Here is an 18,333-nt window from a genome sequence, read left to right as displayed (position 1 = left end):
TTGTCTATGGGGCGGGCAATCCGGGCATGAGTGAGAATTGGGCGATCTGCATAGGGATAAATCGCTACGACAATTTGAGGCCGCTCGAGTACGCTCAACAAGATGCTCAAGCGATGAGCGATTTTTTCAGTACGACCGCGCATTTCAGCCGGGTCTATTTTCTCGCGGAGGACGCGCCGCCCTTGCCTTCGGATTTCGGAAGCCCGCTGCAGTCACGTCCGACCTTCGGCAATCTGATGCGTTTTCTGAGGGTGCGCTTCGAACAGCGTTTTCTTCGGCCGAGCGACAATCTCTGGTTCTTCTTTGCCGGCCACGGGCGGCGCGATCGGGATCAGGACTACCTGCTGCCGATCGATGCCGATCCCGGCAATGTCGAGGAAACGGGAGTTTCGGTGCATCATATTGCCGAGCGACTAAAACGCAGCGGCGCGGACAATGTCGTTCTGCTTCTCGATGCCTGTCGCAACGAAGGTGCGCGCGACGGTGAAGGTCTCGGTCTCGACAGACAGCAGGGCGCCGTCACCATCTGCTCCTGCAGCCCTTCGGAGTTCTCCTATGAGATCACCGAGCTTCGTCATGGCGCCTTCACCTATGGACTGCTCGAAGGCCTCAGAATGGAAGGCCAGCAGAACTGCGCGACGGTCGAGCGGCTGGACAATTATCTGAAATTCGCCGTCCCGGACCTATGCCGCAAATATGGAAAGCCCCGCCAGACGCCCTCGACCTTTGTCGAGCCGCTCGCCAAGCGCCACTTCATCTTGCTCCCTGCTCTTGCCTTGCCCGAGGATCTGGAGCCGCTGAAGCTCGAAGCGCTGGAGGCCGAAGCGAACGGAAATTTTGCCGAAGCCGAGCAATTGTGGTGGCGCATCAACGCTGTCGCGCCGGCGGACGCTCAGACGAGGGAAGGTATCAGGCGCGTTACCTTAAAACGCGAGTCCGACAACCTGGACAATCCCGGTGTTGCTGGATCGTCTCTGGAGGCCGCAAGCCGGGGACATGCCGTCAGTTCTCCAAAGATCCCGCGGCGGACGCTTCTCTACAGTGCCGGTGCCACGGGTCTTCTTGCAGCGATCAGCACAGGAGCATGGGTGGTTCGCAACAGGGGGATGCTGCGTCCTTCGCCCATACGTGCAGAGACGGTACCGGTGACGACCGTCGACGACAAGGGCGAGCTGCTTGATACGCGTTGGGAGAGTGTCGAAACCTTTAGCCAGCCTATCGATGCCGACAACGCCATCGAATTCAGCATGCTGCCGGCTGGCACTTACAAAATGGGTTCGCCAAATGACGAACTGCTGCGTGTCGGCAAATTCGAGCAACAGATTGACGTTACCGTCGGCCGTATCGCCGTCAGCCGCACGACGATCACGCAGCGAATATGGCGTGCCGTGCTTGCTGCCCATCCCGGCCAGATCGGCATTTCGCTGTCGGCCGCGCCGTCCTCTTTTCCTGGCGACGACCGCCCTGTGGAAACCGTCACCTGGCAGCAGGCCGACGAATTCTGTGCCAGGCTCTCCGATCTGACCGAACGCTCCATTCGACTGCCAAGCGAAGCAGAATGGGAACGTGCCTGCAGGGCGGATACGACGACGGCTTTCCATTTCGGACCGACCTTGACGCCGGTGCTTGCCAATTATTGCGGCACGGGCGGCGCGGTTTGCGGCATGAGCTTCGGTGAAAACGTCTCCCGCCCCGATTATGCCGACGTCGCTTATCCCGATGGGGCCTATGCCAAGGGGCCGCAGGGGACGTTTTACGGGTCGACGAAGCCTGTCCGATCCTATCCACCGAACCGCTTTGGCCTCTTCGAAATGCACGGGAATGTCTGGGAGCATTGCCTCGACAATTGGAGCGCCGATCTCGGATCGATACCGCGCGACGGCAGCCCATTTGTCGATCCTAAATCCGACATCCGCGTGCTTCGCGGCGGGTCCTTCTCGCACAACCCGGCGATTTGTCGCTCGGCCTATCGAGACTGGATGAAGGAAACCCTGACGGGATGGGAGGGGCGGGTCGGTTTCAGGGTGGTCTGCGTGATTTGAGCGGCATGCAGAGAATTTTCCGATGCACATCCGTTGACAGGACACGATAGGAGCACATGACATGAATAGGGAAATCACGATCATTACCGACGCGGCGTCCTCGGCTGGTTTTGCGACCGGGCCGATCATCGGCGACCAGGGTGCGCGGGGTAGCGACGATATCGGAGGCGGTTTCGGCTCCATCCTGGGCTCGCCGTTCAAGGCCGTCAGCATCGGCGCGGATGCGCTGAAGGAGCAGATGACCAACCTGCTCGAGGTCGTGCAGCATGTCTTCGACCAGCCGCTTAGCAGGCTGGCGTTGGCACTTGACGAAGTCGAGCTCTCGGTCGAGATCAGCTCGGAAGGCGAGGTTCGCGTCTTTGGTAGCGGCGGCAAACTGGGCGGCAACGGCGCAATCAAACTGGTCTTCAAGAGGCGAGAGCCTCCTGTTGCGACGCAAAGTTTCGCTGACGCAAGTGGAATTCCAGATGGAGCTCGGCGGTCATAAAAGGAATGTAGGCGCGGCCAATCTCGTCACAGTCTGACTTTGTTGCGCAGGAACTCCAGAAGTGCCCGGACACGCGCCGGCAGGGGGCCGCCCAGACCGATGTAGACGGCATAAAACTCCTCCACATCGCCTAGGTTGAGTTCTTCGAGAACGGGCACCAGACGGCCCGCATCGATATCCGCTTTGACTGCGAAGGCCGTAAGCCGCGCCATGCCGGCACCCACAAGAGCAAGGTGGCGCATGGCTTCGCCATCGCTGACCTGCAGGCCCGGCGTAACGGGAATTGTGACTGTTTCGCCGCCGCTCCGCATGGGCCAGCCTTCGATGGCACGCGAATAGGAAAAGCCGATGCGGCTATGTTTTTCGAGCTCGGCGACCGATTTCGGCGCGCCGTGGCGTCGGAGATAATCCGGCGAGGCTACGATGACCTTACGTGCGACGCCGAGTTTGCGGATGGTCAAGCTGGAATTCTTGAGCGGACCGGTGCGGATTGCAACATCGGCTCGCTCCTCCATCAAATCCACGACCCTGTCGGTGTGAACGATATCGAGCGAGACGGCGGGATGCAGCGCCGTGAAAGAGGGGATGAGTGGCGCCAGCACATGATTGCCGAAGGAGCCGCTGGTATTGATGCGGATGCGTCCGGCGGTCTGCTCGCCGGCCGAGGCGTAGCGCTCGGCTTCGGCAATATCGGCGAGGATCGTAACGCTGCGCTCATAGAAAGCGCATCCCTCCGGGGTCAACTGCAGGCGCCTTGTCGAACGGTTGACAAGGCGCGCACCGAGGCGCGCTTCAAGGCGGGTGACCAGTTTGCTGACGGCCGATGGCGTCATGCGGCAGGCTGCCGCCGCGGCGGTGAAGCCGCCGAGTTCGACGGCGCGCACGAAGACCTCCATTTCGCCGGAGCGATTAATGTCCTGACGGCTCATGATGAATTGAAATCACAAATGAGTTTCTCCTAAGCAATCTATATCACGTCAAATGCAACGTCTATCTCTCTTGAAAGCGACAGGAGACAGAGCAATGGAATACAGAAATCTCGGCGCATCCGGCCTGAGGGTGCCGGTGTTGAGCTTTGGAGCCGGTACCTTTGGCGGCAGCGGTCCGCTGTTCAGTGCCTGGGGAACAACGGATGCGATGGAGGCGCGGCGTCTCGTCGATATCTGCCTCGAGGCCGGCGTCAATCTTTTCGATACCGCTGATGTCTACTCTGCCGGTGCATCGGAAGAGGTGCTCGGCCAGGCGATACGGGGCCGGCGTGACGCCGTGCTGATCTCGACCAAGACCGCGCTTCCTACGGGCGATGGACCGGGCGATTGGGGAACGTCGCGCTCACGGCTTATCAGATCGGTTGACGACGCTCTCCGCCGCCTCGGCACGGACTATATCGATCTGCTGCAACTGCACGCCTTCGATGCCTCGACGCCGGTCGAGGAGACGCTCTCCGCACTCGATCGTCTCGTGGCGGCGGGAAAGCTTCGCTATATCGGCGCCTCCAATTTCGCAGGTTGGGAACTCATGAAATCGCTGGCTGCCTCAGAAAAGCATGCCTATCCGCGCTACGTGGCGCATCAGGTCTATTACTCGCTTGCGGGCCGCGACTACGAATGGGAGCTTATGCCGCTCGCCGCTGACCAGAATGTCGGCGCGCTCGTCTGGAGCCCACTTGCATGGGGTCGGCTGACGGGCAAGATCCGCCGCGGCCAACCGCTCCCCGAGAAAAGCCGCCTGCACGACACCGCGGCTTACGGGCCACCGGTCGACGACCAAGGGCTCTTCGACATTGTCGAGGCGCTCGATGGCATCGCGGTAGAAACAGGCAAGACGGTGCCGCAGATCGCGATCAACTGGCTCATCAACCGGCCGACCGTTTCAAGCGTCATCATCGGCGCGCGCAACGAGGAGCAGTTGCGACAAAATCTCGGTGCGGTCGGCTGGTCGCTGACGAAGGAGCAGATCGACATGCTGGATCAGGCAAGTTCGGTGACGGCGCCCTATCCTTATTTTCCCTATAGGCGCCAGGAAGGGTTTGCGAAATTGAACCCGCCGCTTGTTTGAAGCTTTTGCTTACCGGCTTTCCCGATGCCTTCTTACCGCGTCGCCGAAGGTCTGGAACAAGGCACGGTTCACGGGATTGCTTTGGGGATCGTATTCCGCATGCCATTGCACGCCGAGCGCAAAACCCGGGGCGTCCCGGAACCGGATCGCCTCGATCGTACCATCCTCAGCAACACCCTCCGCGACGACCCTCTCGCCGAGCTCCAGAATGCCTTGCCCGTGAAGGGAGTTTACCCGGATCACGTCCCGGCCAAAAATGCGCGCGAACGTTCCGTCCGGGACAAGCCGGACATCGTGGCGATCGGCAAAAACCACCTCGGGATCGGGGTGGATTTCGCCATTCTCCAGGCGGGGCATCCGATGGTTCATGCGTCCCGGCAATTCCCGAATTTCGGGATGCAGCGACCCGCCGGCCGCGACGTTCATTTCCTGAAAACCGCGGCATATTCCGAAGACAGGCAGGCCAAGCGCAACGCAAGCCTCGATCAATGGCAATGCCAAGGCGTCGCGCTCCTGGTCATAGGGTTCATGTTTGGGGTCCGGCGCGGTGTTGAATCGACTCGGATGTACATTGGCCCTTGCACCCGTCAGGAGCACGCCGTCGACGATCGCCAGCAAATCCGGAATGTTGGTGAGTTTCGGATTGCCGGCAAACATCAGCGGTAATGCGCCGGCAACCTCGGCTATGGCGCGGAGATTGTTTTCTCCGACGAGCTGGGCGGAATATTGGCTCTCCACAAGGCGGGTGTTCCCAATTACGCCGATCACGGGTCTCGTCATTTTCTGGTTTCACCTTCAAGTCGCAAATGCCAGCAGCGTGCGCCTCAATCGTCAGGTTTATCCGAGAGGTTAGCCAACACTATCGCCGTTTGTGCGACGAAGGCGCAAGAACTATCGCGGCCTCAAAGCGAAATACACAATTTCGAAATCTGAACAGAGCGGGCGATGAGCGAGGGGGAAATCAGGACTTCGCTATAAAGCATTGAAGGGGCGCCGCTAGCGGAATCACCGGCTCATGTTCTACGAGGCGGTACCCAGAGCGGACAGCGTCCTTTTCGCGCGCCGAATTGCGTCCAGCGCGATCATCATCAGCAATACCGCGGCCATAATGAGAAGGTATCCGCCGACGGCCCGGTAGATGACGACGCCCAGAATGCCGCCGATCAAGAAGGCAGCAATCGTGTAGAGATGCAGCCGGAGCTTGGTCAGATTGTGCCGAGCCTCGGTTTTGGGCTCGCGTCCGCATAAAATGTCGAAGGCGATCGCGAGCTCGATGCCGAGATCGGTGGCCATCCCCGACACATGCGTGGTACGCACACGAGCGTCCGAGATGCGAGTGACAACAGCATTCTGCACGCCCATCAGGAAAGCAAGGCCCGGAACGAGAACCGGCACGCGCCAGCTGGCCAGCAGCCAGAGATCTGCGCAACCGAGAAGGGCAAGCAAAGCCGCTTCGGTCAGAATGCTGTAGGCGTAAATGGCGTGGACGTTGCGGCGACGTCCCTCGTTGACGATCAGTGTCGACACTGCCGCGCCAAGCACGAATGCCACCACGATCCCGCCGTAGAACAGAGCGGAGAGCCCTTGGCCGATGGCGAGATGATCGGACAGCGTGGATACATTGCCGGTCATGTTGGCGGAGAAAAAGCCGACGGAATAGAAGGCCGAAGCGTTTAGCGCGCCGGCGATCGCGGCAAGCGAAGCGGCAAGACCACGATCGATCTTTTCGTTACGGTGAGAACCCTGTCTTACGAGCATGTGGTGTGAGCTACTGGCGTGGCGGCGTGGGGATTGCCGAGAGGGGAGGGACTTTGGATTTAGGTGCTTTTATCTGTTGCCTTGCGGGAAAATTTCATTGGTTCGATATCGGAGGAGCTTTCGTTTGCAGGCGCTTGAGCGGGCCGGTTCGTCATCCTGAGCGATAACGGCTAACTCCTGTGGCGCTCTCGTCGGCCACGAATGACTCCTTGGTGGATCAAATAATTTCAAACTTACTCCCTGGCATCGCATCTTAACAAGTGACGATTCGCCTCAGGAAGATGCTGATACATCAGAATCTTGATTTTAGACATCAATAGGCACATCATAGACGTTAATTATCAGTGTCTGTGCAAGATAAGCGATGGTTGAATCGTGATTACTGCCGCTCAGATGCGGGCCGCCCGGGCCCTTCTCGGTATCGACCAGCGCCAGCTGGCCGAATTGGCGGGAATTTCTGTTCCGACAATCCAGCGAATGGAGGCGAGCGCCGATGTGGTGCGCGGCAATGTCGACTCTTTGATGCGTCTCCTGGCTGCACTTGATGTTGCCGGCGTGGAGGTGATCAACGAAGGCGCGACAAGTGTGGACGGCGGGCGAGGGGTCAGGCTCAAGTCGAAATTGAAGCCCTCCGGGAGCGGTGCGGTCGAATCATCTGCGCCGCCCGCAGCGAGGGGGCAATCGTGACGCCGGTTTCCGTCTTGTTGTTATGCGTGGCGGCATTGCTTGGGACGGGGGTTCTGGCGGTGCCGCTGATCCGTTCGACGCGATCAATGCAGGTTGTCTACGGCGCGAGCCTGGTTTTCTCTGCCATCGCCTTTGTAATCGCGCTTGCATATCTCGTCGCGGGACTTCCTTCCGCCGAAGCGTCCGGGCTGGTTCTTCCCTTCGGTCTGCCGTGGCTCGGAAGCCATTTCCGGCTCGATGCGCTTGCGGCCTTTTTCCTGATGGTCGTCAATCTCGGCGGTGTCCTTTCGGCTCTCTATGGCCTTGGATACGGCCGTCATGAACACGCGCCGCATCGCGTGCTGCCGTTCTTTCCCGCCTTCCTTGCCGGTATGAACCTGGTGATCCTGGCGGACGATGCCTTCACCTTCCTCATTTCCTGGGAGTTCATGTCGCTCGCTTCCTGGGCGTTGGTGATGGCCCACCATCGCGATGCCGACAATCGAAGGGCGGGCTACGTCTACATCGTCATGGCAAGCTTCGGCACGCTGGCCCTGTTGCTCGCCTTCGGCCTGCTTGCAGGATCTGCCGGCGATTATAGCTTCACAGCCATGCGGGTATCCGCCCCTCCGCCATTCGTGGCCGGTCTCGCACTCATCCTGCTGCTGCTCGGCGCCGGTTCCAAGGCTGGTCTCGTGCCGTTGCATGTCTGGTTGCCGCTGGCGCATCCGGCCGCCCCAAGCCATGTTTCCGCGCTGATGAGCGGCGTCATGACCAAGGTCGCGGTCTATGGCTTCATCCGGGTGGCCTTCGACCTGCTCGGCATGCCGAGCTGGTGGTCGGGTATCGTCGTGCTGATCATCGGCAGCGCAACCGCTGTCCTCGGCATCCTGCAGGCGCTGATGGAGAGCGATCTGAAACGGTTGCTCGCCTACAGCACCATCGAAAATATCGGAGTGATCTTCGTCAGCCTCGGGCTGGCGCTCGCCTTCAAGGCGAACAATATGGGGCTGGCGGCGGCATTGGCGCTGACGGCCGCGCTCTTCCATGTCCTCAACCATTCCTTTTTCAAGAGCCTGCTCTTCTTCGGCGCTGGCGCGGTGCTAACGGCGACGGGTGAGCGGAACATGGACAAGCTCGGCGGCCTGATCCATCGCATGCCGGTCACCAGTGTCTTTTTCCTCGTCGGCTGCGTCGCGATCTCGGCCCTGCCGCCATTCAACGGCTTCGTTTCCGAGTGGCTGGCGTTCCAAGCCATCCTGCAAAGCCCCACGGTGCCGCAATGGGGCTTGAAGATTCTCGTGCCTGCAGTGGGCGGCATGCTGGCTTTATCGGCTGCCCTTGCCGCTGCCTGTTTCGTCAAGGCATTCGGCGTCACCTTCCTCGGCCGTCCTCGTACGACTGTGGCCGAACAGGCGGCGGAGGTCGATCGCTTCTCGCTCGCGGCCATGTCTGTGCTAGCCGCGCTGTGTCTTTTCGCGGGCATCCTGCCCGGGATCGTCATCGATGGGCTTGCGCCCGTAACATTGTCGTTGATCGGAGACCGGATGCCCGTACAGACGGATATTCCGTGGCTGTCGATCGTGCCGATTGTAGAAAGCCGCAGTTCCTATAACGGTCTTCTGGTATTCCTGTTCACCCTCTTCTCGGCGTCGCTGACCGCCTATCTCATCCACCGCTTTGCCTCGCGGGGGCTGCGCCGGGCACCCGCGTGGGATTGCGGCTTTCCACAGAGCAGCCCGGCAACACAATATACCGCGGGCAGCTTCGCCCAGCCCGTACGGCGTGTTTTCGGAACGCTGGCTTTCCGCGCCCGTGAGGAGGTCGACATGCCGGCGCCCGGTGATCTCCGACCGGCACATTTTGTCGTCGAGACACATGATCTCATTTGGGAGCGGCTCTACCTGCCGATCGTCGGCGCCGTCGGTTTCGCTGCCGAAAAGCTCAACCATCTGCAATTCCTGACGATCCGGCGCTATCTAAGCCTGGTTTTCCTCGCGCTCGTTTTCCTGCTGTTGGTGCTGGCGCTATGGTCGTGATCTCCGCTCTTTTCATCCAGGCTTTTCAGATGGCGCTCGTCGTGCTGCTTGCGCCGCTGCTGACCGGTTTCATCCGTCTGATCAAGGCGCGATTGCTGCGTCGGCGGGGGCCGTCCATGATCCAGCCCTACCGCGACATCCTGCGGCTCCTGCGCAAGGAAGTGGTGCTGGCCGAGAACGCGTCATGGTTGTTCAGGGTAACGCCCTATCTGATCTTCGCCGTGACCTGGGTCGCAGCCGCTATCACCCCGACTTTCGCAACCGGCCTGATTTTCAGCTGGACAGCGGATCTGATCGCTATCATTGCATTGCTTGGCAGCGCGCGTTTCTTTCTGGCGCTTGCCGGCATGGACGTCGGTACCAGTTTCGGCGGTATCGGATCGAGCCGCGAAGCGATGATCGCGACGCTGGCCGAGCCGTCCATGCTGCTGATCATCTTCACGCTGGCCCTCATAGCGGGTTCGACCCAGCTTTCGACCATCGCCACTTTCATGACCTCCCCGCAAGTGGGGCTGCGCGTCTCGCTGGCAATCGCCTTGATCGCCCTCGTGATGGTCGCGATCGCCGAAAACGCCCGTATCCCGGTCGACAATCCAGCAACTCATTTGGAGTTGACCATGGTGCATGAAGCCATGGTGCTCGAATATTCCGGACGGCACCTAGCGATGATCGAACTGGCCGCATCCCTGAAGCTCCTGCTCTACATGTCCCTGATCGCCTGCATGTTCGTTCCGTGGAAACTTGCCGTGGAGGGAGAGGGTCTTGTTGCCTATCTGGTGGGCATATTTGCTTATCTCGCCAAGCTTGCGATCGGCGGCGCTCTGCTTGCGCTGTTCGAGACCGCGACCGCCAAGATGCGGGTCTTCCGAGTACCCGAATTCCTGGGCGCGGCGCTCATGCTTGGTCTGCTCGCGACCCTGCTGCGATTCGTTTCGAGGAGCCTGTGATGAACGGACCGGTCTTCGACATCGCCCATATGCTCGCCGGCGGCCTGGTCCTGGTCAGCATGATGATGCTCTATCAGGATCGTCTCTACGCACTGCTCAACGTCTTCGCGTTGCACTCCTTGATATTGACCCTGTCGGTAGCCTGGCAGGCTTTCGTCCACGATGCCCCGCATCTCTATGTCACGGCGGCAATCGCCCTCGTCTTCAAGGCCATGGTCATCCCCGTGGTGCTCCATCGCATGATCCGCCAGCTCGGCATCCACCGCGAGATCGAGACCGTCGTCGGCATCGGCCCCACGATGCTCGCCGGCATCGGCCTTGTCGCTTTGGCGACGGTGGTGATGCTTCGGGTAACGCCGGGGGCCGATCCTTTGGCGCGGGAGGACCTCGCTTTCGCCTTGTCGGTCTTGCTGCTGGGGTTGCTCATCATGGTGACGCGCCGCAACGCCGTCAGCCAAGTCGTGGGCTTCATGTCGCTTGAGAACGGGCTGGTGCTTGCGGCAACCGGCGCCAAGGGCATGCCACTGGTCGTCGAGATCAGCGTCGCCTTCTCGATCCTGATCGCCTTCATTGTCATCGGCGTCTTTCTGTTTCGCATCCGCGAACGCTTCGATACGGTCGACGTCCGGGCGCTTGATGATTTCAAGGGGAGACGGCGGACATGAACGCGTTCTCCTCCGTCTTGGCCTTCGATGCGGTGACCGCCGTCCTCGTGATACCGGTCGCTGCGGCCGTACTCCTGGCGCTTTTGCCCGGCTATCGGATGACGGCGCGGCTGAACGTATTCGCAAGCCTGCTGACCTTGCTCGCCGCTCTCTCCCTGTTCGTCACCGCGCGGCCGACACCGGGACAATATTTGCTTGTCGACGATCTCAATATCGTCTTCATCGTCCTCAACAGTTTCGTGGGCTTTACCACCAGCATATTCAGCGCCACCTACATCGCGCATGAATTGGAAACCGGCCGGCTGACGCCTGCGAACCTTCGTTTCTACCACGCCATGTATCAGATCATGATGTTCGGTATGAATCTCGCATTTGTGTCGAACAATATCGGTCTGATGTGGGTTGCCGTCGAGCTTGCGACGCTCACCACCGTATTGATGGTCGGCATCTACCGCACCCATGAAGCACTGGAGGCTGCCTGGAAATATTTCATTCTGGGCAGCGTCGGCATCGCGTTTGCGCTCTTCGGCACCATTCTCATCTACCTCGCGGCGCAGCCGGTTGTCGGCGAGGGCTATGATGCCATGGTCTGGACTATCCTGATCGATCACGCCTCGGTTTTCGATCCAGCGCTTCTCAACGTCGCCTTCGTCTTTCTGCTGCTTGGCTATGGCACCAAGGTCGGTCTCGCGCCACTGCATGCCTGGCTGCCGGACGCCCATGCCGAGGGGCCGACGCCGATTTCGGCGGTTCTGTCCGGCTTGCTCCTGAATGTCGCGCTCTATGCGGTCTTGCGGTTCAAGATGCTGCTGTCGGCCAATCCCGAAGCTCTTGCGCCCGGACCGCTGATGATGACGATGGGGCTTGCCTCGCTGATTTTCGCGGCCTTCATGCTCTACCGCCGCCGCGATATCAAACGCCTGTTCGCCTATTCTTCAATCGAGCATATGGGCATTATCGTCTTTGCCTTCGGCCTCGGCGGACCGCTCGCCAATTTCGCCGGACTATTGCATATGGTCATGCATTCGCTGACCAAATCAGCGATCTTCTTCGCGGTCGGCCATATTGCTCAGGTCAAGGGAACACAAAGGCTCTCCGCCATCCGCGGCTTGACGGAAACGCATCCGGGGCTCGGCTGGGGCCTGCTGACCGGCGTCATCGCTATCGCCGGCCTGCCTCCGGCGGGAATATTCATGAGCGAGTTCCTGATCGTCAGCTCAGCTTTTGCCAAGCAGCCGCTGCTTGCCATTCCGCTCGTCTTCGGATTGCTGGTCGCGTTCGGTGCTTTGTTGTTGCGGCTGACGGGGGCCGTATTCGGGCAGCCACGCGGCAATACTGCGCCCGCCGAGGCATCCTATGTGCCGATGTATGCTCATCTTGCGCTGGTGCTCATCGCTGGCGTCTATCTGCCGTCACAGCTGGTGGCCTGGTTCCAGCATATCGCCAACCTTCTTCGATGATGCGGGGGAGAGATGTCGACGCTCAGTTATATCCTCGAGAAAGGCCGTTCCGTCCCGCACCACGCTCCGTGGCCGCGCGCCATCGCTGATGCGGATTTATGGACATCGGCGATGCGGGCGTTGTCCGAAGGAGGCCTGGTCCTACTCGGTCTTTGGGGCGAGGGAAGCGCGGTTCATATGGCCTTGCTGGATGAACCGGCCGGCACGATCGGCGCCCTCAGCCTGGAAGGGCTGGACAGCGCCGGCTATCCTTCCGTCGCGCAATCGCATCCGCCGGCGCTGCGGCTGGAGCGGGCAATCCGCGATCTGACCGGGCTCGAACCCCAGGACTTGCCGGACAGCCGGCCGTGGCTCGATCACGGCCGCTGGGATTTGCGCCACCCCTTAGGAGAACGCGGGAGTGCGTTGCCAGAAGTTAGTCCCTATGCCTTTTTGCGTGCCGAGGGCGAAGGCGTGCACCAGATCCCTGTCGGCCCGGTCCATGCCGGCATCATCGAGCCGGGACATTTCCGCTTTACAGCCAATGGCGAGACGGTCGTCCGCCTCGAGGAGCGGCTCGGCTATGTCCACAAGGGGACCGAGGCGCTGATGGCAGGCGCGGATCTGAGCCGCGGAGCGCAGCTCGCCGGGAGAGTGTCCGGCGACAGTACGGTCTCCTACGCCTATGCCTTTGCGCAGGCCGTTGAGGCCGCAGTTGGGCTCGTCGTTCCGCCGCGGGCGATCTGGCTGCGCGCTTTGATGGCGGAATTGGAACGGCTCGCGAACCATGTTGGCGACATCGGCGCCATCTGCAACGACGCGGCGTTCCCGCTGATGCTGGCTCATTGCGGCGTGTTGCGCGAGCGCGTGTTGCGCGCGTCCAATGCCGCCTTCGGTCACCGTCTCATGCGCGACCGTATCGTACCCGGCGGCGTCGCCAGCGATCTGAACGACGATGGAGCGGCCGGTTTGCGAAGCCTGCTCGCTGAAATCCGCCGCCGATTTCCGCCTCTGGTCGAGCTCTACGACAACACCACCTCGCTGCAGGACAGGACGGTCGGCACAGGCAGGCTGCGCGCTGAACTGGCACGCGAATATGGGGCAGGCGGCTACGTCGGGCGGGCCTCCGGACGCGGTTTCGACGCCCGGCAGGTCTTGCGCTACCCGCCTTATGATAGCCTGGCATTCGACGTTCCGGTACTCAACGACGGCGATGTCAACGCTCGCGTCTGGATCCGGATTCGCGAGGTGGAGCAGAGCCTATCGCTTGTCGAGCAGATACTCGACCACCTTCCAATCGGACCGATCTTCAACGCGATCCCTACCGTTGACGACCGTCGGGAAGGCATAGCGCTCGTCGAGGGTTTTCGCGGTGACATACTGGTCTGGTTGCGGCTTGCGCCGGGGGGCAGGATTGACCGCTGCCATCTGCGCGATCCATCCTGGTTTCAGTGGCCGCTGCTGGAAGCGGCGATCGAAGGCAACATCGTTGCCGACTTCCCGCTCTGCAACAAGTCGTTCAATTGTTCCTACTCCGGTCATGATCTTTGAGGGCAAGGTCGAATGCGAAAGCTCCTCTTCGGAAACCTGATGCGCCTGCCGCTGACTGAACCGGCGCCACTGCCTTCCGATGCGGCGATGGAGGAACTCGCCAATGCCGTCGACACCGCATCCCGCCGGCGACTCGGCCGCAGCCTGTCGATCCGCGCAGTCGATGCCGGTTCCTGCAACGGTTGCGAGCTGGAGATGCAGGCGCTGAACAACCCCTTTTACGACATAGAGCGCTTCGGTATCCGCTTTGTCGCCTCGCCACGCCATGCCGATGTGCTGCTCGTGACTGGACCGGTGACGAAGAACATGCGGGAAGCCCTTGAGCGGACGTATAATGCTACGCCCGCTCCCAAATGGGTCGTGGCACTTGGCGGCTGCGCCCGCGACGGTGGCTGCTTCGCAGGCAGCTACGCCGTCGTCGGAGGAGTTTCGAAAGTCGTACCCGTGGACCTCCATATTCCCGGCTGCCCGCCATCGCCGACGGATATTCTCCGGGGTTTGCTTGCTTTGCTTGAACGCGCGAGCATGGGAGGCCGCGCGTCTTGACGGCGGGCCTCAGGCTTTAGCGCGGTGTTACGTCGAAGCCGAACCATTTTTGCGAGAGCTTCGCGATCGTTCCATCGGCTTTGGCGGCGGCAATGGCGTCGTTGAACATTGCCTTCAGTTCCGGATCGGTCTTGCGCAGGCCCACGGAGCTGCCGCGTCCAAGCAGGCCGCCCTGAAAGCGCGGACCGGTCAGCACGAAATCGCCGTTACCGGGTTTGGTGGCCGCCGTCGACAGGTAAGCGGTCGAAGCCATAATCAGATCGACGCGGCCGGCCTTGAGATCCAGATCGTGTTGTTCAGTCGTCTTGTATTCCTGGATGGTAACGACATCCTTCAAGTATTTCTGCAGGAAGGTCTCGGCGATCGATGCCGTCTGCACGCCGATGGTCTTGCCCTTCAGCATGGGTTCGAGTTGCTTAAGAGCGTCGATCGCGCCCTGCTCGTTCGATGCCAGCGAGAAGACCTGGTCCTTCAGCGGCAACTGCGCAAGCGGATCGGATTTCAGGGTTGCGAAAGTTTGGCCGGTCGTGCCGTAGGAATCGCTGAAGGCAATGATTTCTTCGCGCTTCGGCGTTGCCGACATGCCGGAAATGATGGCGTCGAACTTGCCGGCTTGCAGGGCGGGGATCATACCGTCGAAGGACTGGACGACGGTCGTGCATTCCACCTTCATGTGGGCGCAAAGATATTTGATCAGGTCGATTTCGTAGCCGTCCAGCGTGCCGTCCGCCTTGGTGAAGTTCCAAGGGCGGAATTCACCTTCTGTGGCGATCGTCACATGCGTCCATTTCTTTTCCTCCGCATGTGCGACGGTCGACGCAAGGACGAGCGTCAAAACGCTGAGAGCCTTCAGCAGAAACCTCAGATGTTTCATTGTCATTGTTCCCTTTTTTGTTGTGAGATGAATGGTTTATTTGGAAATGAACCGGCGGAAGCGCTCCGATTGCGAGCCGCCGAAAACCTCATGCGGCTCGCCGTCTTCTTCGATCTGCCCCTTGTGGACGAAGATCACACGGCTGGAGACGTTGCGGGCAAAACCCATCTCGTGCGTGACGACCAGCATGGTGCGTCCTTCCTCTGCGAGCCCGCGCATGACGCGCAGGACTTCGCCCACCAGCTCGGGATCGAGCGCCGATGTCGGCTCGTCGAACAGCATCACCTTCGGCTGCATGGCAAGCGCGCGGGCGATGGCGGCGCGCTGCTGCTGCCCACCGGAAAGATGGGAGGGATAATGATTGCGCTTATCAGCGATGCCGACCTTGGCAAGCAGTGCCTCCGCCTCCTCGACGCATTCCGCTTTTGGGCGGCGCTGCACGTGGATAGGCGCTTCGATGATATTTTCCAAAACGGTCTTGTGGCTCCAGAGGTTGAAGCTCTGGAACACCATGCCGAGCCTGGAGCGGATGCGGTCGACCTGCCGGCGATCGGTCGGACGGGCGCCTTTACGGCCGGACTGCATGTGAATGGCCTCGCCGGCCACTGTGATCTCGCCGGAATCGGGCGTTTCCAGCATATTGATGCAGCGAAGGAAGGTCGATTTTCCCGATCCGGACGAGCCGAGAATGGAGACGACGTCGCCCTCTTGGGCATCAAGCGATATGCCTCTCAGGACTTCCACCGGGCCGAAGCTCTTGTGCAGGTTCCTGACGCTTAACGCGGGAGCCGTGTCGGTCATGGCGCATCTCCTTCGGTGGTCGGGATAAGAAAGGGCCGAGGTTCGCGCAAATGTGGGCTCAGCCAGTATTCGAGCAGTTGAACGAGGCGGGTGAGCACGAAGTTGATGGCAAGATAGATCGCGCCCGCAACGACGAAGACTTCGATGGCGCGATAGGTTTCCGAGATGATTTTGGCGGCAACGCCGGTCACCTCCATCAATGTGATGATCGAGGCAAGGGAGGTCGCCTTGACCATGGAGATCATTTCGTTGCCGTAGCCCGGAAGCGCCTGGCGGATGGCGAGCGGCAGGATGATGCGACGAAACTGCATGAAGCGCCCCATGCCGCAGGCGCGCGCCGCCTCGACCTGCCCATGCGGAACCGACAGCAGACCGCCGCGGATGATTTCGCTGGCATAGGCGGCGGTATTCAGCGTGAGCGCCAGGACGGCGCACCAATAGGGTTGGCGCAGGATCGGCCAGAGAATGCTGTGACGGATCGCCGGGAATTGACCGAGACCGTAGTAGATCAGAAAGATCTGGACAAGTAGCGGCGTCCCTCGAAACATGAAGACATAGAAGCGTGCGAACCAGTCGAGGACTGCAACGCCTGACAGTCGCGCCATGGCGAGCGCCAGCGCCAGCGCGGCGCCGAAGAGGATCGACAGGCCGGCGAGCGAGAGCGTCAGCGGGATGGCCGCAATCAGGCTGACGAAGGTTTCGCTGAGGAAATTCCAGTCCATCAGGCCCTCCTGACGCCGCGGTTGAAGTAGCGCTCCGCCTGACGCATCAGCACACCGGACATCGTCGAGATGGCCAGATAAAGGAGCCCGGCGATCAGATAGAAATCGAAAGGCAGGCCGGTGGAGCCGGCGCCGACCTGTGCCTGACGCAGCAGTTCAGCAACTCCGGTGATCGAAACGAGGGCCGATTCCTTCAGCACCACCTGCCAGACATTGCCCAGGCCAGGCAGCGCATGCCGCAAGGTGAGGGGGGCTACGATGCGCCGGAAGCGCAGCCAGCGCGACATGCCGCAGGCGATCGCCGCCTCGATCTCACCGCGGTGCACGGCCTTGAAGGCGCCGCGAAAGACTTCCGTCTGCTGCGCGCCAGATGTGATCCCGACTGCCAGCGAGCCTGCCAGGAAGCCCGGAAAGCCGACAAAACCTTCCGCACCGAACAGGCGCCCGATAGCCGTTACCGCCGTGCTGCCGCCGAAATAGAGAAGATAGATGACCAGCAGATCAGGGATGCCGCGCAAAACGGTCGTGTAGGTGTCGGCGGCAATGCGCGTGGCGCTGCCACCGGAAACCTTGGCCCAGGAGCCGAAGCCGCCGATGACGATGCCAATGGCATAGCCGGTAATCGCGATGAGAATGGTCATCCAGGCGCCGGCCAACAATGCCTTCGCCCAGCCGTCGGGTCCGAAGCTCAGAATGTCGAAGAAGCGCGGCTGGTTCATTGTCGAACCAGCCGGATGCTGGGGGTCAAGACGGGGATTGGAGATGACATATCCATGATCTCGCTTGCGGAGGATGCCTTCCGACCGGGTTCATACGTTGCAAAGCCACGTCCGAGCGCCGGCCGGTGCCGTCATGTTCGGAAATGGCCGCCGGACGGAAAATGCCTCAGTTCGTGCCGAAGGTCGGCGTCAGGTCAAGCTTGCTCCACTTTTCCGAGAGCGTCTTGATAGTTCCGGCCTTAGCGGCATCTTCGATCGCCGCGTCGAACTTCGCCTTCAAGTCGGTTTCGCCCTTACGCATGCCGATAGCGACCTCCGTTGCCAGCATGGCGCCCTTCATCAGCGGGCCGGACATTTCCAGATCCTCGTTTCCGGGCTTGGCAAGTGCCGTCGTGCCGTAGACGCCGCTGTCGAAGCCGGCATCGATGCGGCCGGCCTTCAGGTCGAGATCGCGCTCGCCCGAGTTCTGGTAGGAACGAACGGTGACGTTGCTGCCGAAATAGGCATTGATCAGCTGTTCCTGGCTGGTCGACTGCACGACGCCGATAGTCTTACCCTTCAGTTTCTCGCCGATCTCAGCCATGACTGGATCTGCCGCCGCCTTGTCATTGAGATTCAGGCATTTGCCGGTATCGGGCAGCTCGTCGACTGTGCCGCCCTTCAGCAGCAAGAAGGATGCAACGCCGCTGGCATAAGGTACGGTGAAATCCACCACCTGCTTGCGCTTCTCATTGATACCGAGGGTCATGATGAGATCGTATTTTCCGGCATTGAGGCCGGGGATCATGCCGGCCCAATCGCCGGCGATCAGCTCGCAATCGACCTTGGCGCGAGTGCATAGGTCATTGATGAGATCGACATCCAGCCCGGCGAGCTTGCCGCTGGAGTTCATGAGATTCCAGGGAGGAAAGGCGCCCTCAATGCCGACTTTTACATGAGTCCAATCCTTGGCGTTCGCAGCGACTGGCGCAAAGGCAAGGGCAACGGCAATGGCCGTCAGGATAAAATTCTTCCTCATC

The 18,333-nt window shown here is 60.7% G+C and carries 18 protein-coding genes; 10 read left to right on the top strand and 8 right to left on the bottom strand.

All coding sequences use genetic code 11. The annotated features are described in order from the left end of the window. Positions 1 to 26: 26 nt before the first annotated feature. Positions 27 to 2,042 (top strand): SUMF1/EgtB/PvdO family nonheme iron enzyme, encoded by a 2,016-nt coding sequence (locus tag CCGE525_RS31645; protein ID WP_120708737.1) that lies wholly within the window; start codon positions 27 to 29, stop codon positions 2,040 to 2,042. Between the two features lie 61 nt (positions 2,043 to 2,103). Continuing rightward, entirely contained in the window at positions 2,104 to 2,529 is a 426-nt protein-coding gene (locus tag CCGE525_RS31640) for a Pepco domain-containing protein (RefSeq protein WP_205587494.1), read from the top strand. A 26-nt stretch (positions 2,530 to 2,555) separates the two neighbouring features. On the opposite strand, the gene CCGE525_RS31635 is transcribed toward CCGE525_RS31640, so the two are convergent. Then, on the bottom strand, positions 2,556 to 3,458 hold the full coding sequence (locus CCGE525_RS31635) for a LysR family transcriptional regulator (protein ID WP_120708143.1): 903 nt from the start codon (positions 3,456 to 3,458) through the stop codon (positions 2,556 to 2,558). Between the two features lie 94 nt (positions 3,459 to 3,552). Here CCGE525_RS31635 and CCGE525_RS31630 point away from each other — a divergent pair, with 94 nt between their 5' ends. Beyond that, the gene (locus tag CCGE525_RS31630; protein ID WP_120708142.1) at positions 3,553 to 4,587 is read left to right on the top strand and encodes an aldo/keto reductase; all 1,035 of its coding nucleotides are present in this window, start codon (positions 3,553 to 3,555) and stop codon (positions 4,585 to 4,587) included. 9 nt (positions 4,588 to 4,596) lie between these two features. Here the strand turns inward: CCGE525_RS31630 and CCGE525_RS31625 are convergent, their stop codons facing one another. Both CCGE525_RS31625 and CCGE525_RS31620 read right to left on the bottom strand, forming a co-directional pair. After that, on the bottom strand, positions 4,597 to 5,367 hold the full coding sequence (locus tag CCGE525_RS31625) for a gamma-glutamyl-gamma-aminobutyrate hydrolase family protein (RefSeq protein ID WP_120708141.1): 771 nt from the start codon (positions 5,365 to 5,367) through the stop codon (positions 4,597 to 4,599). A gap of 240 nt (positions 5,368 to 5,607) precedes the next feature. Then, a complete protein-coding gene (locus tag CCGE525_RS31620; protein ID WP_120708140.1) occupies positions 5,608 to 6,345 on the bottom strand; it encodes a YoaK family protein in 738 nt (245 codons plus the stop codon). A gap of 375 nt (positions 6,346 to 6,720) precedes the next feature. Between CCGE525_RS31620 and CCGE525_RS31615 the strand changes: the two genes are divergently transcribed. The 7 genes from CCGE525_RS31615 to CCGE525_RS31585 are packed head-to-tail and all read left to right on the top strand — an operon-like array spanning position 6,721 to position 14,198. After that, positions 6,721 to 7,032: a helix-turn-helix domain-containing protein gene (locus tag CCGE525_RS31615; RefSeq protein WP_120708139.1), complete on the top strand. Its 312-nt coding sequence runs from the start codon at positions 6,721 to 6,723 to the stop codon at positions 7,030 to 7,032. Beyond that, positions 7,029 to 9,050 (top strand): hydrogenase 4 subunit B, encoded by a 2,022-nt coding sequence (hyfB, locus tag CCGE525_RS31610; protein WP_120708138.1) that lies wholly within the window; start codon positions 7,029 to 7,031, stop codon positions 9,048 to 9,050. The genes CCGE525_RS31615 and hyfB overlap by 4 nt, the downstream gene beginning before the upstream one ends. Further along, positions 9,041 to 9,997: a respiratory chain complex I subunit 1 family protein gene (locus tag CCGE525_RS31605; RefSeq protein WP_120708137.1), complete on the top strand. Its 957-nt coding sequence runs from the start codon at positions 9,041 to 9,043 to the stop codon at positions 9,995 to 9,997. Before hyfB ends, CCGE525_RS31605 begins: the two co-directional genes overlap by 10 nt. After that, positions 9,997 to 10,662: a hydrogenase-4 component E gene (locus tag CCGE525_RS31600; protein ID WP_120708136.1), complete on the top strand. Its 666-nt coding sequence runs from the start codon at positions 9,997 to 9,999 to the stop codon at positions 10,660 to 10,662. Before CCGE525_RS31605 ends, CCGE525_RS31600 begins: the two co-directional genes overlap by 1 nt. Continuing rightward, on the top strand, positions 10,659 to 12,122 hold the full coding sequence (locus CCGE525_RS31595) for a hydrogenase 4 subunit F (RefSeq protein ID WP_120708135.1): 1,464 nt from the start codon (positions 10,659 to 10,661) through the stop codon (positions 12,120 to 12,122). The genes CCGE525_RS31600 and CCGE525_RS31595 overlap by 4 nt, the downstream gene beginning before the upstream one ends. A 12-nt stretch (positions 12,123 to 12,134) precedes the next feature. Continuing rightward, positions 12,135 to 13,652, top strand: a complete 1,518-nt coding sequence (locus tag CCGE525_RS31590; protein WP_120708134.1) for a hydrogenase large subunit — start codon at positions 12,135 to 12,137, stop codon at positions 13,650 to 13,652. Positions 13,653 to 13,664: 12 nt separating this feature from the next. Beyond that, complete coding sequence (locus tag CCGE525_RS31585; protein WP_120708133.1) at positions 13,665 to 14,198, top strand: NADH-quinone oxidoreductase subunit B family protein; 534 nt, start codon at positions 13,665 to 13,667, stop codon at positions 14,196 to 14,198. Between the two features lie 16 nt (positions 14,199 to 14,214). Here CCGE525_RS31585 and CCGE525_RS31580 read toward each other — a convergent pair whose 3' ends face one another. The 5 genes from CCGE525_RS31580 to CCGE525_RS31560 form a co-directional block, all read right to left on the bottom strand. Continuing rightward, complete coding sequence (locus CCGE525_RS31580) at positions 14,215 to 15,072, bottom strand: transporter substrate-binding domain-containing protein (RefSeq protein ID WP_120708132.1); 858 nt, start codon at positions 15,070 to 15,072, stop codon at positions 14,215 to 14,217. Between the two features lie 36 nt (positions 15,073 to 15,108). Beyond that, positions 15,109 to 15,873: an ABC transporter ATP-binding protein gene (locus CCGE525_RS31575; protein WP_120708131.1), complete on the bottom strand. Its 765-nt coding sequence runs from the start codon at positions 15,871 to 15,873 to the stop codon at positions 15,109 to 15,111. After that, on the bottom strand, positions 15,870 to 16,595 hold the full coding sequence (locus CCGE525_RS31570; RefSeq protein ID WP_120708130.1) for an ABC transporter permease: 726 nt from the start codon (positions 16,593 to 16,595) through the stop codon (positions 15,870 to 15,872). Before CCGE525_RS31570 ends, CCGE525_RS31575 begins: the two co-directional genes overlap by 4 nt. Continuing rightward, positions 16,595 to 17,314 (bottom strand): ABC transporter permease, encoded by a 720-nt coding sequence (locus CCGE525_RS31565; protein WP_120708129.1) that lies wholly within the window; start codon positions 17,312 to 17,314, stop codon positions 16,595 to 16,597. Before CCGE525_RS31565 ends, CCGE525_RS31570 begins: the two co-directional genes overlap by 1 nt. 166 nt (positions 17,315 to 17,480) lie before the next feature. After that, positions 17,481 to 18,332, bottom strand: a complete 852-nt coding sequence (locus tag CCGE525_RS31560) for a transporter substrate-binding domain-containing protein (protein WP_120708128.1) — start codon at positions 18,330 to 18,332, stop codon at positions 17,481 to 17,483. Position 18,333 lies beyond the last annotated feature (1 nt).

Origin of the sequence: Rhizobium jaguaris, assembly GCF_003627755.1 — a bacterium.
Taxonomy (GTDB): domain Bacteria; phylum Pseudomonadota; class Alphaproteobacteria; order Rhizobiales; family Rhizobiaceae; genus Rhizobium; species Rhizobium jaguaris.
The sequence above is the reverse complement of the archived record's forward strand: the minus strand, read 5'-3'. Positions and strand labels throughout refer to the sequence as shown.

What these genes read in the sequence shown, in the direction of transcription:
- CCGE525_RS31645 (WP_120708737.1), top strand. Translation starts at nt 27, where the DNA reads ATGAGTGAGAATTGGGCGATCTGCATAGGGATAAATCGCTACGACAAT.
- CCGE525_RS31640 (WP_205587494.1), top strand. Translation starts at nt 2,104, where the DNA reads ATGAATAGGGAAATCACGATCATTACCGACGCGGCGTCCTCGGCTGGT.
- CCGE525_RS31635 (WP_120708143.1), bottom strand. Translation starts at nt 3,458, where the DNA reads ATGAGCCGTCAGGACATTAATCGCTCCGGCGAAATGGAGGTCTTCGTG.
- CCGE525_RS31630 (WP_120708142.1), top strand. Translation starts at nt 3,553, where the DNA reads ATGGAATACAGAAATCTCGGCGCATCCGGCCTGAGGGTGCCGGTGTTG.
- CCGE525_RS31625 (WP_120708141.1), bottom strand. Translation starts at nt 5,367, where the DNA reads ATGACGAGACCCGTGATCGGCGTAATTGGGAACACCCGCCTTGTGGAG.
- CCGE525_RS31620 (WP_120708140.1), bottom strand. Translation starts at nt 6,345, where the DNA reads ATGCTCGTAAGACAGGGTTCTCACCGTAACGAAAAGATCGATCGTGGT.
- CCGE525_RS31605 (WP_120708137.1), top strand. Translation starts at nt 9,041, where the DNA reads ATGGTCGTGATCTCCGCTCTTTTCATCCAGGCTTTTCAGATGGCGCTC.
- CCGE525_RS31600 (WP_120708136.1), top strand. Translation starts at nt 9,997, where the DNA reads ATGAACGGACCGGTCTTCGACATCGCCCATATGCTCGCCGGCGGCCTG.
- CCGE525_RS31595 (WP_120708135.1), top strand. Translation starts at nt 10,659, where the DNA reads ATGAACGCGTTCTCCTCCGTCTTGGCCTTCGATGCGGTGACCGCCGTC.
- CCGE525_RS31590 (WP_120708134.1), top strand. Translation starts at nt 12,135, where the DNA reads ATGTCGACGCTCAGTTATATCCTCGAGAAAGGCCGTTCCGTCCCGCAC.
- CCGE525_RS31585 (WP_120708133.1), top strand. Translation starts at nt 13,665, where the DNA reads ATGCGAAAGCTCCTCTTCGGAAACCTGATGCGCCTGCCGCTGACTGAA.
- CCGE525_RS31580 (WP_120708132.1), bottom strand. Translation starts at nt 15,072, where the DNA reads ATGAAACATCTGAGGTTTCTGCTGAAGGCTCTCAGCGTTTTGACGCTC.
- CCGE525_RS31575 (WP_120708131.1), bottom strand. Translation starts at nt 15,873, where the DNA reads ATGACCGACACGGCTCCCGCGTTAAGCGTCAGGAACCTGCACAAGAGC.
- CCGE525_RS31570 (WP_120708130.1), bottom strand. Translation starts at nt 16,595, where the DNA reads ATGGACTGGAATTTCCTCAGCGAAACCTTCGTCAGCCTGATTGCGGCC.
- CCGE525_RS31565 (WP_120708129.1), bottom strand. Translation starts at nt 17,314, where the DNA reads ATGAACCAGCCGCGCTTCTTCGACATTCTGAGCTTCGGACCCGACGGC.
- CCGE525_RS31560 (WP_120708128.1), bottom strand. Translation starts at nt 18,332, where the DNA reads ATGAGGAAGAATTTTATCCTGACGGCCATTGCCGTTGCCCTTGCCTTT.